The 16,484-nt window shown below is 35.6% G+C and carries 16 protein-coding genes; all 16 read left to right on the top strand.

Going from position 1 to position 16,484, the window contains the following annotated elements; all coding sequences use genetic code 11:
- Positions 1-378: 378 nt before the first annotated feature.
- The 16 genes from treR (at position 379) to MHH45_RS13045 (ending at position 16,477) form a co-directional block, all read left to right on the top strand.
- Positions 379-1,089 (top strand): trehalose operon repressor, encoded by a 711-nt coding sequence (gene treR / locus MHH45_RS13120; protein ID WP_033670999.1) that lies wholly within the window; start codon positions 379-381, stop codon positions 1,087-1,089.
- A 160-nt stretch (positions 1,090-1,249) separates the two neighbouring features.
- Positions 1,250-2,677, top strand: a complete 1,428-nt coding sequence (treP, locus tag MHH45_RS13115) for a PTS system trehalose-specific EIIBC component (protein WP_016113099.1) — start codon at positions 1,250-1,252, stop codon at positions 2,675-2,677.
- Positions 2,678-2,690: 13 nt separating this feature from the next.
- Positions 2,691-4,349 (top strand): alpha,alpha-phosphotrehalase, encoded by a 1,659-nt coding sequence (gene treC / locus MHH45_RS13110; protein ID WP_016113100.1) that lies wholly within the window; start codon positions 2,691-2,693, stop codon positions 4,347-4,349.
- 446 nt (positions 4,350-4,795) lie between these two features.
- Positions 4,796-5,767 (top strand): phosphotransferase enzyme family protein, encoded by a 972-nt coding sequence (locus MHH45_RS13105; RefSeq protein WP_088094306.1) that lies wholly within the window; start codon positions 4,796-4,798, stop codon positions 5,765-5,767.
- Between the two features lie 164 nt (positions 5,768-5,931).
- Positions 5,932-7,392 (top strand): alanine/glycine:cation symporter family protein, encoded by a 1,461-nt coding sequence (locus MHH45_RS13100; protein ID WP_016113102.1) that lies wholly within the window; start codon positions 5,932-5,934, stop codon positions 7,390-7,392.
- A 169-nt stretch (positions 7,393-7,561) separates the two neighbouring features.
- Positions 7,562-8,290: an amino acid ABC transporter ATP-binding protein gene (locus MHH45_RS13095; RefSeq protein WP_016113103.1), complete on the top strand. Its 729-nt coding sequence runs from the start codon at positions 7,562-7,564 to the stop codon at positions 8,288-8,290.
- Between the two features lie 12 nt (positions 8,291-8,302).
- Entirely contained in the window at positions 8,303-9,133 is an 831-nt protein-coding gene (locus MHH45_RS13090; RefSeq protein WP_016113104.1) for a glutamate ABC transporter substrate-binding protein, read from the top strand.
- Between the two features lie 66 nt (positions 9,134-9,199).
- Complete coding sequence (locus MHH45_RS13085; RefSeq protein ID WP_016113105.1) at positions 9,200-9,856, top strand: amino acid ABC transporter permease; 657 nt, start codon at positions 9,200-9,202, stop codon at positions 9,854-9,856.
- Positions 9,857-10,501, top strand: a complete 645-nt coding sequence (locus MHH45_RS13080) for an amino acid ABC transporter permease (RefSeq protein WP_016113106.1) — start codon at positions 9,857-9,859, stop codon at positions 10,499-10,501.
- Between the two features lie 234 nt (positions 10,502-10,735).
- Entirely contained in the window at positions 10,736-12,160 is a 1,425-nt protein-coding gene (locus MHH45_RS13075) for an amino acid permease (RefSeq protein ID WP_016113107.1), read from the top strand.
- Entirely contained in the window at positions 12,138-12,518 is a 381-nt protein-coding gene (locus MHH45_RS13070) for an OsmC family protein (RefSeq protein WP_016113108.1), read from the top strand. The genes MHH45_RS13075 and MHH45_RS13070 overlap by 23 nt, the downstream gene beginning before the upstream one ends.
- Positions 12,519-12,678: 160 nt before the next feature.
- Positions 12,679-13,233 (top strand): hypothetical protein, encoded by a 555-nt coding sequence (locus MHH45_RS13065; protein ID WP_016113109.1) that lies wholly within the window; start codon positions 12,679-12,681, stop codon positions 13,231-13,233.
- A gap of 153 nt (positions 13,234-13,386) precedes the next feature.
- Entirely contained in the window at positions 13,387-14,829 is a 1,443-nt protein-coding gene (locus MHH45_RS13060) for a SulP family inorganic anion transporter (protein ID WP_016113110.1), read from the top strand.
- 81 nt (positions 14,830-14,910) lie between these two features.
- On the top strand, positions 14,911-15,333 hold the full coding sequence (locus MHH45_RS13055; RefSeq protein ID WP_016113111.1) for a universal stress protein: 423 nt from the start codon (positions 14,911-14,913) through the stop codon (positions 15,331-15,333).
- Between the two features lie 145 nt (positions 15,334-15,478).
- A complete protein-coding gene (locus MHH45_RS13050; protein WP_016113112.1) occupies positions 15,479-15,586 on the top strand; it encodes a DUF4027 family protein in 108 nt (35 codons plus the stop codon).
- 432 nt (positions 15,587-16,018) lie between these two features.
- Positions 16,019-16,477, top strand: a complete 459-nt coding sequence (locus MHH45_RS13045; RefSeq protein WP_016113113.1) for a MarR family winged helix-turn-helix transcriptional regulator — start codon at positions 16,019-16,021, stop codon at positions 16,475-16,477.
- Positions 16,478-16,484: the final 7 nt, after the last annotated feature.

Genomic DNA, 16,484 nt, shown 5'->3' with positions numbered 1-16,484 from the left:
ATGTAGATAAAAAATACCTACATGGCTCTTTGCCAAAGCGTAGGTACAATGGGAATAACCCTTGTACCTACGCGTGAATTTTTCCGCTAGGTTTCAAGGGTTTACGTATGATGATGATGTTTTTGTGCAAATGTAACTACAGTTGTATTATTTGTAAGCATAGTTCTTTGCTCCCTTTCTCCTCTGATTTTGAAGTTAGTATACTACATGTTTTTTAGAATGAAAAGAAAAATATGAAAAAAATTTATAAAAATGCGGATTGATGACTAAATATTTATATAGATATTTCTTGTACTGGAAAATAAGTGAGAGATTGGAATGATTTTATGTCATGCTATAATACAAGTAGAAATAGAAGGTGACAAGGGGTTATTCAAAATGATGAGTAAGTATGAACAAATCTATACGGAGATAAGTGATTCAATTGATAATCGTAAATTAAAAGAGGGATGTAAAATCCCATCTGAAACAGAATTGATGAAGCAGTATGAAGCAAGTAGAGGGACGGTAAGGAAAGCAGTCGATTTATTACAGGAACGTGGATATGTACAGAAAATACATGGCAAAGGCGTTTTTGTTTTAAAGCGAAAAAATATTGAATTTAACTTTGGTGGTATTGTGAGTTTTCAAGAGGAAAATGAACGTTTAGGGCGCCAATGTATAACAAGTGTTGTAGAGATGGAACAATTTTTAGTACTGAAAGAAATAGCTAAATTATTAAATGTAAAGACGAAAACGAAGGTAGATCATATTAAACGTGTTCGAAATATTGATGGGGAAAACGTGATTCTAGATGTAAACTATTTCGTATCTGAACATATTCCTGGATTAACGAAAGAAATTGCTGAGAAATCGATTTATAAATACATTGAGAAGGAATTAGGATTACATATTAGTTATGCACAGCGTGTTATTGAAGTGCAACCTTGTACAGATGATGATCGGAATTATTTGGATTTGAATGGAACAGATTATGTTGTTGTTGTAAAAAACTTTACGCATCTTTATGATGGTAGTCAATTTGAATATACAGAATCACGTCACCGTTTAGATATTTTTCATTTTTCTGATGTGGCGCGGAGAAAATAAAGAGATGAAACAGTGCAGTGTTTCATCTCTTTATTTTGTATATTTTGAGACCAAATGAAAAAAATTCCACCAACTCGTATATACGAGTGTTGACTAACTTATATATACCAGTTAATATGTATTTGTAAACGGTATCAAAAAAAGAAAAGAGGGACGGAATATGGGGAAGGATTATCGTAAGACAGCAGAAGAAGTGCTGCAATATATTGGTGGGAAAGAAAATATTGAACAAGCAGCGCACTGTGTAACAAGACTACGCATCGCTTTGAAGGATGAAAGTAAAATAGATAGCGAAAAACTGCAAGCGGTTTCTTTAGTGAAAGGTGCGTTTCATAACGCTGGGGTATTTCAAATCGTTATTGGTCCAGGAGATGTAGATCGTGTATACGCTGAATTGATAACGCTTGCAGGTATGGAAGAATCCACGGTAGCAGATGTAAAAGATTCAGGGAATCAAAAATTGAATCCGCTTCAAAAGTTTGTCAAAGTATTTTCTGACGTATTTATGCCGATTTTACCGGCGATTATAACAGCTGGTTTATTAATGGGAATTAATAACTTATTAGGTGCAAAGGATTTATTTTTTGATGGCAAAAATTTATTAGAAGTATACCCAAACTTAGGGGGACTGTGGGATTTAATTAATATGATGGCCAATACGGCATTCGTATTCTTACCAGCACTTGTTGGCTGGTCGGCAACGAAACGTTTTGGCGGCAGTCCGATACTTGGGATTGTTATGGGACTTATGTTAGTACATCCTGATTTATTAAATGCATGGAATTATGGAAAAGCAGCTGCAGGGCTAGATGGACAAAAAATTGAGTACTTCAATATTTTAGGATTGTTCCAAATTGAAAAAGTAGGCTATCAAGGACAAATTTTACCGATTTTAGTAGCGGCATTTGTCTTAAGTAAAGTTGAGATTTTCCTTAAGAAACGTGTACCAAATGCGATTCAATTATTAGTTGTTCCGATTACAACAATTGTTGTAACTGGTGTATTAGCGTTAGGAGTTATTGGTCCAATTACACGTCATATCGGTGATTTATTAACAGCTGGTTTAGTTGGTGTATACGAAACAGTTCCTGCTTTGGGAGCAGTATTATTTGGCGCATTGTATGCACCGTTAGTCATTACGGGGATGCATCATATGTTTATTGCGATTGATTTACAGTTAATTTCGCAAAGTGGTGGTACATTTATTTGGCCAATGATTGCACTTTCTAACATTGCGCAAGGTAGTGCAGCGCTTGCAATGTTTTGGATTTCCAAAAATCAAAATGATAAAAGTATGGCGTCTACATCAGCAATTTCGGCGTACTTCGGTATTACGGAGCCAGCGATGTTTGGTGTAAACTTACGAAATAAATTTCCGTTTTATGCAGCTATTACGGGATCGGCGATTGCAGCAGTGTTTATCACGTTAAATGGTGTATTAGCGCCAGCTATCGGAATTGGCGGGTTACCAGCATTTATTTCTATCATTCCGAAATCGATTCCAATGTTTGTTGTTGGTATGGTAATTGCGGTAGTGGTTCCATTTGTTTTAACATGGTTATTTGCAAAACGAGTAAAACAGAAGTAGGAGGCAGTTTAGTATGAAAGATTGGCATAAAAGCGTTGTCTATCAAATTTATCCGAAAAGCTTTAATAGTTACTACAACACAGAGACCGGTGACATAAAAGGGGTCACAGAGAAACTAGATTATTTAAAAGAACTCGGAGTGGATTACATTTGGTTAACACCGGTATACCAATCACCGCAAAATGATAATGGCTATGATGTAAGTGATTATTATTCTATTGATCCGTCTTATGGAACGATGGAGGAATTTGAAGAGCTACTAGCAGAAGCGAAAAAACGTGAGATTGATATTATGCTGGATATCGTTGTAAATCATAGTTCAACAGAGCATAAATGGTTCAAAGAGGCAAGCGGAGATAAAAATAGCCCGTACCGTGATTTTTATATATGGCGCGATGAAAAGAATAATTGGCAATCTAAATTTGGCGGTTCTGCTTGGGAATATGACGAAAAGACAGGGCAATATTATTTACATCTATTTGATAAAACGCAAGCTGATTTAAATTGGGAAAATGAACAGCTACGAAAAGAAGTATACGACATGATGCGTTTTTGGCTTGAAAAAGGTGTTAGAGGATTCAGGCTGGATGTCATTAACCTAATTTCAAAAGAACAGCATTTTTTAGATGATGAAGGAACATCGGCTACAAGTGATGGACGTAAATATTATACAGATGGACCACGTGTTCATGAATATTTACAAGAGATGAACCATGAAGTATTTGCCGAAAAAGATGTCATTACAGTTGGAGAAATGTCATCGACGACAATCGATAATTGTATTAAATACTCAAATCCAGAGCGCAGTGAATTAAGTATGACATTTAGTTTTCATCATTTAAAAGTAGACTACCCAAATGGTGACAAGTGGACGAAAGCGGATTTTGATTTTGTGAAATTAAAAGAACTCATGTCGAAGTGGCAAACCGAGATGCAAGAGGGTGGGGGCTGGAATGCATTATTTTGGTGTAATCATGATCAACCACGTATTGTTTCTCGCTTTGGTGATGATAAACGGTACCGAAATGAATCTGCAAAAATGTTAGGAACAGCGCTGCATATGTTACAGGGGACACCTTATATTTATCAAGGTGAAGAAATTGGGATGACGAATCCGGACTTTGATGATATTAGTAAGTATCGCGACGTAGAATCTTTAAATATTTATGAAATGAAGTGGGGAGAAGGGATGTCAAATGAAGGAATCATTGGTATCCTACAGCAAAAATCTCGTGATAATTCGCGGACACCTATGCAGTGGAATGAAGAAGAAAATGCGGGATTTACAACAAATACACCTTGGATTTCAGTTGCAGATAATTATAAAAAAGTTAATGTAAAAAAGGCGCTTGAAGATAAACAATCTATTTTCTATCACTATAAAAGGCTAATTAAACTTAGAAAGAAATACGATGTCATTACAAAGGGTAAATATGAAATTATAGATGTAAATCACCCTAATATTTGGGCGTATACACGCACGTTAGATAATGAAGTATTGTTGGTTGTAAATAATTTTTATGGGGAAACACTCACATATTCCGTACCAGATGTTCAGTTAACTGGAATGAAGCAAGAAATATTAATATCAAATTATGAGGATTTAAGTGAAGATATTAGAAACCTTGTACTTAGACCGTATGAATCCATTGTGTATCGACTTACTAAATGATTGAAAAAAGAGGTTGTATGCCCAGAGCATACAACCTCTTTTTAATTTAAAATACCGCTATATAACATTTTTATTTTTACTTCAGGAGTAAATTTCACCATTCATATATACCTTTTGTACTATAAAGGTTACGTCCGATGGTATGTACAATTACACCATTTGATGAATAGGAAGTTTATGAAAGGCGATTTATGCTAGTATTGTGTCTTGCCTTTTTAGGTGTAGTACATAACCGGTGATTGGCTAGTGGAAGTTCTTCCATTTTACCAGTGCCGGTTTTTTGTTGGATAATAGAGGAAATATATTTTCTACAAGAAAGAAGGGACTGTTTTGAAAGATGTAGATTCTATTTCTAGGTAGCGGCAGAGTTTTTTAATTATATTCATAGAAGTATTTTCCATATTTATGGCGAATTAAATGTAGAGATACATAAAGGAGGGCTACATATGGAAATAGCTGTAGAACGAGTTTTTACCAATAAAATTCTAGAAGAAGCTGCAAGAAGATTTAATGTTACAGTTGAAGAAAATCAGCTTGGTGATTTTGAAAATTATATTTTTCATGCAAAGGATGAAAGTGGAGTATCTTACGTATTAAGATTAACGCATTCTTCTCATCGATCTGAAAAACAAGTGGAAGCAGAATTAGACTTTTTACAGTATCTCAAAGAGCATGGGGCTAAGATTGCTGGACCATATTATTCAGAATCTAGAAAACTTGTAGAAGGAATACGAACAGTAGATGGAACTTTCTTTTACGCTTCTTTATTTGCATATGCTAAAGGAGAACGAGTAAAAGGAGATACATCGATTTATTGGGAAAACGAACTTTTTGAGGCATGGGGAAAAGCGATTGGTCAACTTCATCGTCTTACAATTGATTATCCAAAAACGGAATATCGAGATACGTGGGAAGTAGAAGAAAAAGCAATTATTGATGAGCTAGATGACGAAAAGGTGCAAAATATAGCTTATATATTAATGGAAGAGATAAAGGCCCTTCCAATGGAAAAAAGAACGTTTGGTCTTATGCATGGTGATATTCATCAAGGGAATTTTCATTATGATGGGAAAGAGTTAACGATTTTTGATTTTGATGACGCGACTTATAATTACTTTATTCACGATTTGGCGATGGTTATCTATTATTCCGTTCTTTCAACCGCATGGACTGAACAAGAGAAAACATTGTTTGCACGTAAACAACTGCAAGTACTACGAAAAGGTTACGAGTTAGAACATCAATTAGAGGAAAGTTGGTATGAATCGCTACCACTATTTTTGCGACTTCGTGATATTGGTTTGTATGGTACGATTCAGAAAAAATTCAAAGGAAAAGAAATGCCAGTACATTTTCAAAAACTAGCAGATGCCATTTATGTAAGAATTATAAAGCAGGAAGTAATTGTGAATATATAATACACATGCAACGTAACAAAGTATATAACTCGAATATATACTTTGTTTTTTTATACAAAAATATGTTTGTTTTATCAAAATAATATTGTCATAGACTTTAGATACCTTTATAATTTTCATATATTCTGAATATTCTTTATAAAATGAAAAGGAGGGGGAATAGATTGGAAGCTTTCGTTACTTGGCTAAATAATATTGTATGGAGTCCCGCACTTGTTTATCTATGTTTAGGAGTAGGTTTATATTTTTCAATTCGAACGAGATTTTTACAAGTTAGGCATGTAGGTGAAATGGTGAGACTTACATTTCAAGGAGAAAAATCAGAAGCAGGTGTTTCTTCTTTCCAAGCGTTAGCACTTTCTTTATCTGGGCGCGTTGGAACAGGGAATATTGCTGGTGTAGCAACAGCGGTTGCATTTGGTGGTCCGGGAGCTGTCTTTTGGATGTGGGCTGTAGCATTTTTAGGGGCAGGATCTGCTTATGTGGAATCGACACTTGCTCAAATATACAAGACGAAGCATCAAGGCCAATTCCGCGGTGGCCCGGCTTACTATATTGAAAAGGGATTAGGGGTTAAGTGGTATGCACTCGTGTTTGTCGCTGCGACCATTCTTGCAACAGGAATGTTACTCCCAGGTGTGCAAGCGAATAGTATTGCTTTGAGTTTGGAAACAGCTTTTGGTATTAATCCATCTGTATCAGGAGCAGTATTAGTTGTTGTATTAGCACTTATTATTTTTGGTGGGGTTAAGCGTATTGTTAACGTAGCACAGGTTGTTGTGCCATTTATGGCGGTTGGATATATACTTGTTGCTTGCGTAATTGTGTTTATGAATATTGAAAAGTTGCCTGAAGCATTTATGTTAATTATAAAAAGTGCATTTGCATTAGAAGCTGCTTTTGGAGGAATTATCGGTTTAGCAATTTCTTGGGGAGTAAAACGTGGTATTTATTCGAATGAAGCTGGTCAAGGAACTGGGCCACATGCTGCTGCTGCTGCTGAAGTATCTCATCCAGCAAAGCAAGGCCTTGTGCAAGCATTTTCCGTTTACATTGATACATTATTTGTTTGTTCAGCAACAGCATTTATGATGATTATTACAGGCATGTATAACGTATTTGATGCAAGCGGAAAAAATTTCATTGTAAATAAATTGAATGGTGCAGAACCAGGACCAGGGTACACACAGGCAGCAGTTGAATCTGTATTCCCTGGATTTGGAAACGGTTTCGTTGCAATTTCCCTATTATTCTTTGCTTTTACAACAATTATGGCGTATTACTACATTGCAGAAACGAATATTACTTATTTAAATCGTGATAAAGATCGTCCATGGATGTCAATTGTTTTAAAAATTGTTTTCTTAGGCGTTGTATTTTACGGATGTGTCAAAACAGCAGCAACTGCTTGGGCTCTTGGTGATATCGGTGTAGGGATTATGGCATGGGTCAATATCATTGCAATCTTACTTTTACAAAAACCGGCACTGCTAGCACTGAAAGACTATGAAAAGCAGAAAAAAGAAGGGAAAGATCCTGTATTTGATCCAAAGGAGCTAGGAATCAAAAATGCTGATTTTTGGGAGCATGAATACGGAAAAGATAAGAAAGAAGAAGTGTCATAATAAGGTACTTGTAGAACAATAACGGACAGTATATCTGCTCGTTATTGTTCAAATAATGGGAATTTCTATCTGCATGGCCGAATAAAATTTGAAGCAGAGAAATTTCACTTTATAAATAATCGCCCCAAGTTAAAATACGGTAGAAATAGAGAAGAAAGGAGGAAGAGAATTGATTGCCTTTCGTAATGTAAATAAGTTTTATGGTAGCTTTCAAGTCTTAAAAAATATTAATTTACAAGTTCAAAAAGGTGAAGTAGTTGTAATTGTTGGACCATCAGGGTCTGGAAAAAGTACATTGCTCCGCTGCATTAACCAATTGGAAACAATTACAGAAGGAGAATTAGTCGTACAAGATGTGGAAGTACATAATCGGAAAACAGATATGAATCAATTACGCCGAAATATTGGAATGGTATTTCAGCATTTTTATTTATATCCACACAAAACAGTGCTCCAAAATATTACACTTGCACCGATAAAAGTAAATAATATCTCAAAAGAAGAAGCGGAAAAAACAGCAATGTATTATTTGGGAAAAGTAGGGATTCCAGAGAAAGCGAATGTGTATCCGCAGCAACTATCTGGAGGACAACAGCAACGGGTAGCAATCGCAAGGGGATTAGCAATGAAACCAGAAATTATGTTATTCGATGAGCCAACTTCTGCACTTGATCCAGAAATGATTGGTGAAGTGCTCGATGTTATGAAAACCTTAGCAAAGGAAGGGATGACGATGGTTGTCGTGACACATGAAATGGGATTTGCACGTGAAGTAGCAGATCGTATTATATTCATGGATGAAGGACAAATCATTGAAGATACAAAGCCAGTGAACTTCTTTGCAAACCCAGAGCAAGAAAGAGCACGATTATTTTTAAGTCGAGTGTTAAACCATTAGAGGAGGGGTTTTATGTTTAAGATGAAGAAACTGTTCGTTTTAATTGTATTTTCATGTTTATTTACTCTGATCGTAGCAGGTTGCGGGAAGGAAACGTCCAAAGAAGTTTCTAAAGAAACTTCGGGCGGAAAAGTGGTAGATCAAATTAAAAAGCGTGGGAAATTAGTAGTCGGAGTTAAGAATGATACAAACTTATTTGGATTGAAAGACCCTGCAACAGGGAAGGTAGAAGGGTTTGATGTTGACATAGCCAAAGCGCTTGCGAAAAAAATTCTAGGGGACGAGAGTAAAGTAGAATTAAAAGAAGTGACGTCTAAAACACGTATTCCAATGTTGAAAAACGGCGATATTGATACGATTATCGCAACGATGACAATTACAGAAGATCGTAAAAAAGAAGTTGATTTTTCAGATGTATATTTTAAAGCAGGACAGTCGTTACTTGTGAAAAAAGGGAGCAAAATCAAGAGTATTGATGATGTGAAAAGCGGTGTGACAGTATTGGCGGTAAAGGGATCAACTTCTACCCAAAATATTCGTAAAAAATCACCAGAAGCAAAGGTGCTAGAATTTGAAAATTATAGTGAAGCATTTACAGCATTAAAAGCAGGGAAAGGTGATGTCCTTACAACAGATAATGCGATTTTATACGGTATGGCAAAACAAGATACAAATTATCAAGTTGTTGGAAAAATTTTCACGGATGAACCGTATGGAATTGCTGTTCAAAAAGGAGCAACAGATTTAACAAAGGTAATTAATGATTTGTTAAAAGAGATGAAAGCAAATGGAGAATACGATAAATTATATGAAAAATGGATTGGTGAAAAGCCAGAGAAGTAAAGTATAGAAAGAGTAAGAGGATGAGAGATACTCATCCTCTTCTTGTAAAGAAAGAGGGGGGAGCATTTGCCTGATTTTTCTATTCTTACAAACAATCTTGATTTGTATCTAGAAGGATTTAAATATACAGTGATGTCCAGCATTGTTGCACTGATTGGGAGTTTCATTCTTGGTACGATTATGGCAGTGATGCGAATTGCACCCATTCGAGTTTTGAATTGGTTTGGCGCAGCTTATGTAGAATTCATTCGAAATATTCCACTTGTTTTAATTGCGTTTATATTTTATTTTGCTTTTCCGGTAATGGGTGTTACATTAAATGGTTTTATTGCTGGTACGGCTGCACTTACAATCTATACAGCCGCATTTATTGCAGAAGCAATTCGAGCTGGAATCTTGTCAGTTCCGAAAGGACAGATGGAAGCAGCACGTTCTTCTGGCTTAACGTACGTGCAAGCGATGTATTATATCGTTTTACCACAAGCTATTAAAATAGTAATTCCGCCATTAGGTAATCAATTTCTCAATTTAGTAAAGAACTCATCTATCCTTGGCATTATTGCTGGAGCAGATTTGATGTATCAAGGGGATTTGATTTCAACAAGAACATTTGTTACATTTGATGTATATATATTTGTTGGTATGTTTTATTTACTATTGACTGTACCGCTTAGTATGCTTGTGCGTTATTTTGAGAAACGCTTAGCGAAAGGAGCGGTGTAAATGGATTTTCGAGGTGCTTATACAGGCGATCATATTTTATTTTTATTAAAAGGGCTACTTGTTACATTAGAAATAGCTGTTGTAGCGATTTTACTTAGTTTTATTATTGGTAGTATAGTGGGAACTTTACGATATGCAAAAATACCAGTCGTATCACAGTTACTAGCTTTTATCGTTGAAATTATTCGAAATTTACCACTGCTTTTAATCATCTTCTTTACATATTTTGCACTCCCAGAAGCTGGGCTGAAATTAGAGATTACAACGGCAGCAATTGTTGCTTTAACGATATTTGAAGCAGCGATGATATCAGAAATTGTTCGCAGTGGTTTATTATCGATTGAAAAAGGACAAATTGAAGCAGCGCGCGCGTCTGGATTATCATATATACAAGCACTTTGGCATATTATTTTACCGCAAGCATTGAGACGAATGGTACCACCGCTCGTCAGTCAATTTATCTCGTTATTAAAAGATACGTCACTAGCGGTTGTTATCTCCTTGCCAGAACTCATGCATAATGCCCAAATTATTAATGGACAAAACGTAAACTATATGATTCCTACATTACTACTTGTTGCTTGTATGTATTTTGTTGTCAACTACAGTTTATCACTTGTATCTAGGAAATTAGAAAGCCGTTAACTCTTACATGAAATAAGATGTGAGAGTTTTTTTATGTTTTTTACATAGTTTAAAAGTTGGGATTTGGAAGATATTCGTTTTTTTTAGTAGTGTAATTGTAAGGTAGATGAAAAAACATTATATTTTATCAGAAAAGTTTTAATTTTATATAGAAATTGTAACCGCTTTCGTGTATATTTTTATTATCAGAAAATTTTAAAAAGAGATAGAGGGTAGTTGTAGGGGAGGATTACGATGCAGCAAACAACAAATGAGAAATTACATCGTACGATGAAGAGTAGACATTTATTTATGATTGCACTTGGAGGTGTAATCGGAACAGGTTTTTTTCTTGGATCAGGATATACCATTAACCAAGCAGGACCAGGAGGAGCGATCCTTTCTTATTTAGTCGGTGGATTTATTATGTATTTAACAATGCTTTGCCTTGGTGAGCTAACGGTGGCGATGCCGGTTTCTGGTTCTTTCCAAAAATATGCGACAAAGTTTATCGGTCCAGGAACAGGATTTATGATTGGATGGCTTTATTGGCTTGGATGGGCAGTTACAGTTGGTTTAGAGTTAACGTCTATCGGCTTAATGATGAAAAGATGGTTTCCAACTGTAGATGTTTGGGTATGGTGTCTTGTATTTGGAGTTATTTTATATATGTCAAATGCTATCTCAGCAAAGAGTTATGCTGAATTAGAATTTTGGTTCTCAAGTATTAAAGTAATTACAATTATTGCATTTGTTGTTCTTGGTGGTAGTGCGTTATTTGGTTTTTTACCGTATGACGGAAAAGAAGCAACGCCTCTTTTTTCTAACTTTGTGAGCGATGGTGGATTATTCCCGAATGGGCTGGCTGCTGTGCTTCTTACAATGATTACAGTTAATTTTTCCTTCCAAGGAACAGAGTTAATAGGGATTGCAGCAGGAGAGAGTCAAGAACCGGAAAAAACAATCCCACGTGCAATTCGTAATACAGTATGGCGCATTATGTTGTTCTTTATTTTAACAATGACGATTTTAGTAGGTTTAATTTCATGGAAAGATGCAGGGATTATTGAAAGCCCATTCGTTGTTGTATTTGATAAGATCGGTATTCCATATGCAGCAGATATTATGAACTTCGTTATTATCACTGCGTTATTATCTGTAGCAAATTCAGGATTATATGCGGCGACGCGTATACTATGGTCACTTGCAAATGAAGGAATGGCACCAACTTCCTTCAAAAAGGTAAATAAACGCGGTATTCCGATTACGGCATTAGTAGTTACAATTGCAGTAGCGGCATTATCTTTACTAACAAGCTTTTTGGCAGAGGATACAGTATATATTTACTTATTATCTGTTGCTGGTTTATCTGCAGTTGCAAGTTGGATTATCATTGCTTTATCACAACTTCGATTTAGAAGTCAGTATGTAAAGCAAGGCGGGAAAGTAGAAGATTTAAAATATAGAACACCGTTATATCCAATTGTTCCTATTTTAGCGTTAATTACAAACAGCATTGTTGTTATTAGTTTAGCATTCATTCCAGAACAGCGTATGGCGCTATATTGCGGCATTCCATTTATCATTTTCTGTTACGTGTATTATTATATAAATAAGAAGCGGCAGCAAATTACGAAAGTGGAGTTGGGAACAACGTATGAAACTAACAATCAAGCATGATGATATGGAGGCAGAACTTTCACATGGTCAATTGTCTATTGGAAAAGAAAGTGGATATACACCGTTAGAGTTATTCGTTTCCTCTATTGCAGGGTGCAGTGCAATTGTATTTCGGACAATTTTAGAAAAGAAGCGTATTACATACGATACGTTTACAATTGAAACTGAAATTGGAAGAAGCGAAGTTTTACCGAGGCCGGTAGAAAGCCTTCATTTGCACTATAAAATAAAAGCAGAAGGAATTACACAGGTACAGTTAGAAAAAGCGTTAGAGCTTGCGGTGAAGAATTGTACGATTGTTCAATCTGTGAAGGATAGTATAAAAATTACGGAAACAATTGAGTTAATTGGTGAATAAACTTTTGTAGAGAAAATAATGTGCGAAAAAGCTTAAGAGAAATTCTCTTAAGCTTTTTCACATACTGATTGGCAATGACATAGTAAAGCAAGAACCTTGATTTACTTCACTTTTCGGTAAAGTATATAGGCTTAAACGTGACGAATATGGAGGCGGTATAGTGAAAAAAGCAGCTCAATTTTTGAGTATGACAATAGTTGCTGCACTTGGACTTGCGGCGTGTGGGCAAGCGAGTACGGAACAAAAAAAGAATGAAGATACAAAAGAAAGGAAGAGTGAGCACCAGAAAGATATGAAGATGGATCATGGAGCGATGGCACAGAAAGGAATGAATGCAGGAGCATCTAATGATTTATTAACAACAAGTTTAAAAAATATAACAAGGTTAAATACGAATGATACCGTTCAAATGGCAATATTAACATCACAAACAATATGGCCAGCGACTCACAAAGAGAACCAACTAGGGCACGGCGTATCATTTGTTTCAACAGAAACTCTCGATTTAGCAATTGCTGGAGCGCCGTTTTCACAGCCAGTATATGATTTATTAGCTACGATTCAACCAAAATTTAAAGATGATCCAACGCTCGGGCCATATAACCACGGTTTCCTATTAGGAAATACAGAGAATATCTCGTTTGAAACGCAAGGAATACTTGACGAGAAGTTAGAGATTGTTCAAGAAAGTGGTGGGGGACACGGTGGACATTAAGAGAAAAGACGTTGCATGATGCAGCGTCTTTTGTATTTGGGAAAGTTTTTCATAGAAAAAAATCTGACATTCGTTATATAATAGCACTCGTGCAATCGGCCCGATTTTCTTACGGAGAAAATCAAAAAATAAGAAAAGTAGAGGAGTGTTATCTTGTTACAAACTATAAAAACTGAATGGTTTTCCAATGTGAAGGGGGATGTGTTATCAGGTATTGTCGTCGCATTAGCTTTAATTCCTGAAGCAATTGCTTTTTCGGTTATTGCAGGGGTAGATCCAATGGTTGGATTATACGCTGCTTTTTGTATTGCTGTGACAATTGCATTTGTTGGCGGAAGGCCGGGAATGATTTCTGCTGCAACAGGGGCGATGGCATTGTTAATGGTGACAATTGTAAAAGATTATGGCTTGCAGTATTTGTTTGCTACAACAATTTTAACCGGTGTTGTTCAAATTATCTTTGGAGTGTTAAAGCTAAGTTCATTTATGAAATTTGTTCCGCGTTCTGTTATGAGTGGATTTGTAAATTCGTTAGGAATTTTAGTTTTTACAGCACAATTGCCACACTTTCAAGGTGCAAACTGGCAGATGTATGCGTTAGTAGCATTAGGACTCGCAATCATTTATCTATTTCCACGTATTACAACAGCAGTGCCTTCTACACTTATTGCTATTATTGTCGTGACAAGTATTGCGCTGCTAGGCGGTTTTCAATTACGTACAGTTGGTGATATGGGAAGTTTACCAACTGAATTACCGTTTTTCAGTATTCCAGATGTGCCATTTACATTAGAAACATTAGCTATTATTTTACCGTATTCGATTATGTTAGCTGTTATAGGTTTACTAGAATCACTATTAACAGTATCTCTTTTAGATGATATGACAGATACACCTAGCAATAAGCATAAAGAGGCGCGTGGACAAGGAATTTCCAATATTGTTGCTGGTTTCTTTGGTGGAATGGCAGGGTGTGCAATGATTGGACAATCTATTATTAATATGAAATCCGGTGGTCGTGGTCGCTTATCAACATTTGTAGCAGGTGGATTTTTAATTGTATTGCTCTTCGTTCTCGGTGACTATGTTGTCAATATCCCAATGGCAGCATTAGTTGCAGTTATGATTATGGTTGCTATCGGGACATTTGATTGGAACTCTGTATTTACTCTTCATAAAGTTCCGAAAGGCGATGCATTTGTTATGATTGTAACAGTTGCAATTGTTCTTGTTACACATAATCTAGCTCTTGGTGTTATGATTGGTACAGTAATAAGTGCGGTTTTATTTGCATTCAACATGGCAAAGATTCACGTGAAACATTCTTATGTTGGTGAGAAAAAAGTATATGCCATTCATGGACAACTCTTTTTTGCATCTACTACAGAATTCATAAATGCATTTCAGTTTAAAGAAGATGTAAAGGAAATAGAAATTAACTTCACACATGCACATGTATGGGATGATTCAGCTGTAGGCGCAGTTGATAAAGTTGTGATGAAGTATGAGCGAAATGGTGTAAAAGTAAAGATAACGGGATTAAATGAGTGTAGTTCAGAGCTTGTTACAAAATTGGCGAAACAAGCTGTTCGTTAAATAGGAAGCACCTTTTCTGAGGACCGAAAGGGTTCTTTTTGTATTATAATACGAGTATGATGATGAAAGGGGCTTCAGCATATGTACAAGCAAATTATACTAGCATGTGATGGGTCAGAACATGCAATACGTGCAGCAAAACATACCGCATATATTGCTAAATTTAGTAAGGAAGTAAACGTTGAAGTTGTATATGTTGTAGACAATAGAACGGCAAAATCAGATATTATACACGGACAAACAGATATAGAGACAATCTCAGCTAGTCGAAAAGATAGATTAAAAGAAATTGAAGCTTTATTACAGCAAGAAGAGGTCTCCTATAAGATTACGATTTTGCATGGTGATCCAGGAAATACACTTGTGCAATATGTAAATACAGGAGACATTGATCTTGTTATAGTGGGGAGCAGAGGATTAAATACATTGCAAGAAATGGTGCTTGGAAGTGTAAGTCATAAAATAGCAAAACGAGTGAAATGTCCGGTGATGATCGTAAAGTAACAGACAGCAGAAATGCTGTCTGTTTTTTTGATGAGGAAGGAACCTTACATTATTGTAAGACAGTTGTTAGGAAAATCGATGTTATAGAATTTCTTCCATTGATACAATAAAATCATCAAAGGGAATGAATGGGAGGAAGAAAGAAATGAAAGGATTTCAAAACTTATCATATAGTCAGAGCGTAAGTTTGATTTGTTTAGGTGGATTTGCTAGTTCGGTGCTGTTGGCTGTTGCTGTGAAAATGTTTCAGTAGATGTTTTAATAAAGGTAATGTTGTAAATAGAAGGGAAATGATTGTTATAGTTGGCAAGACAATATCACTAGACATAAATAAAAAATAGCTCTTAGCATATATCTGAATGCTAGGAGCTATTTTATTTCTTTACTTCAGTTTTTGTTCCCACTAAGTAAAATTTTATTTTATCTTTATAGAAGTTTTATTGAAAACATTTTATATCATGGAAAATAAAAAAGACCATGAAATACAGAAAGGCACTCTTTCTATGTTCCATAGCCGTATACGCTAACTCTCCGTGACATTCACTATTAATGTCGTCATAAATTATACAACTTTATGATAAAAATGTAAACGTTTTCGTGAAATATAATTGTTGACGGAATTAATTATAGGGTTTAATATTTAAATACGTTAAATATTTCATTGTTTAAATAAGAGGTGGATAACATGCCAAATGATATGACTCACATTGATAGAATTCAGGCTTTAACATTCTCTATAGGAAAGAAAATGCAAACGGAGCTACTAGAACAAATGCAAGCATCAGGACTTACACCACCGCAGTTTTATATTTTAAAAATTTTAGACCATTACGGTGCATCAAGAGCAACAAAATTGGCAAAGAAAATGTATGTGAAACCAAGTGCAATTACAGTGATGATTGATCGGTTAATCGATCAAGAGTTGGTACTGCGCTACCATGACAAAGAGGATCGCCGTGTTGTTGTAATTGAGCTGACGAAGAAGGGGAAAGATGTAGTAAACGAGGCAATGTCTGCTCGTAATGAGCATATTGCAAAATATTTCTCACAGTTAGAATTACAAGAGAGAGAAGATTTATTACGTTTATTTGAAAAGTTAGAAGCAATTATTTGCGGGGAATCTGAGAAAAAAGAGACAAACTAAATAGAAT

This window comes from Bacillus sp. FSL K6-0042 (assembly GCF_038006685.1).
GTDB classification, from domain to species: Bacteria; Bacillota; Bacilli; order Bacillales; family Bacillaceae_G; genus Bacillus_A; species Bacillus_A pseudomycoides.
Note: the sequence above shows the minus strand (reverse complement) of the source record. Positions and strands in the feature narration are given on the sequence as shown.

Bases quoted from the DNA above. Each gene is read 5' to 3' on its own strand.
- MHH45_RS13055 (WP_016113111.1), top strand. From the start codon at position 14,911: ATGTACAAGCAAATTATACTAGCATGTGATGGGTCAGAACATGCAATA.
- MHH45_RS13080 (WP_016113106.1), top strand. From the start codon at position 9,857: ATGGATTTTCGAGGTGCTTATACAGGCGATCATATTTTATTTTTATTA.
- MHH45_RS13045 (WP_016113113.1), top strand. From the start codon at position 16,019: ATGCCAAATGATATGACTCACATTGATAGAATTCAGGCTTTAACATTC.
- treP (WP_016113099.1), top strand. From the start codon at position 1,250: ATGGGGAAGGATTATCGTAAGACAGCAGAAGAAGTGCTGCAATATATT.
- MHH45_RS13075 (WP_016113107.1), top strand. From the start codon at position 10,736: ATGCAGCAAACAACAAATGAGAAATTACATCGTACGATGAAGAGTAGA.
- MHH45_RS13105 (WP_088094306.1), top strand. From the start codon at position 4,796: ATGGAAATAGCTGTAGAACGAGTTTTTACCAATAAAATTCTAGAAGAA.
- treC (WP_016113100.1), top strand. From the start codon at position 2,691: ATGAAAGATTGGCATAAAAGCGTTGTCTATCAAATTTATCCGAAAAGC.
- MHH45_RS13050 (WP_016113112.1), top strand. From the start codon at position 15,479: ATGAAAGGATTTCAAAACTTATCATATAGTCAGAGCGTAAGTTTGATT.
- MHH45_RS13070 (WP_016113108.1), top strand. From the start codon at position 12,138: ATGAAACTAACAATCAAGCATGATGATATGGAGGCAGAACTTTCACAT.
- treR (WP_033670999.1), top strand. From the start codon at position 379: ATGATGAGTAAGTATGAACAAATCTATACGGAGATAAGTGATTCAATT.
- MHH45_RS13090 (WP_016113104.1), top strand. From the start codon at position 8,303: ATGTTTAAGATGAAGAAACTGTTCGTTTTAATTGTATTTTCATGTTTA.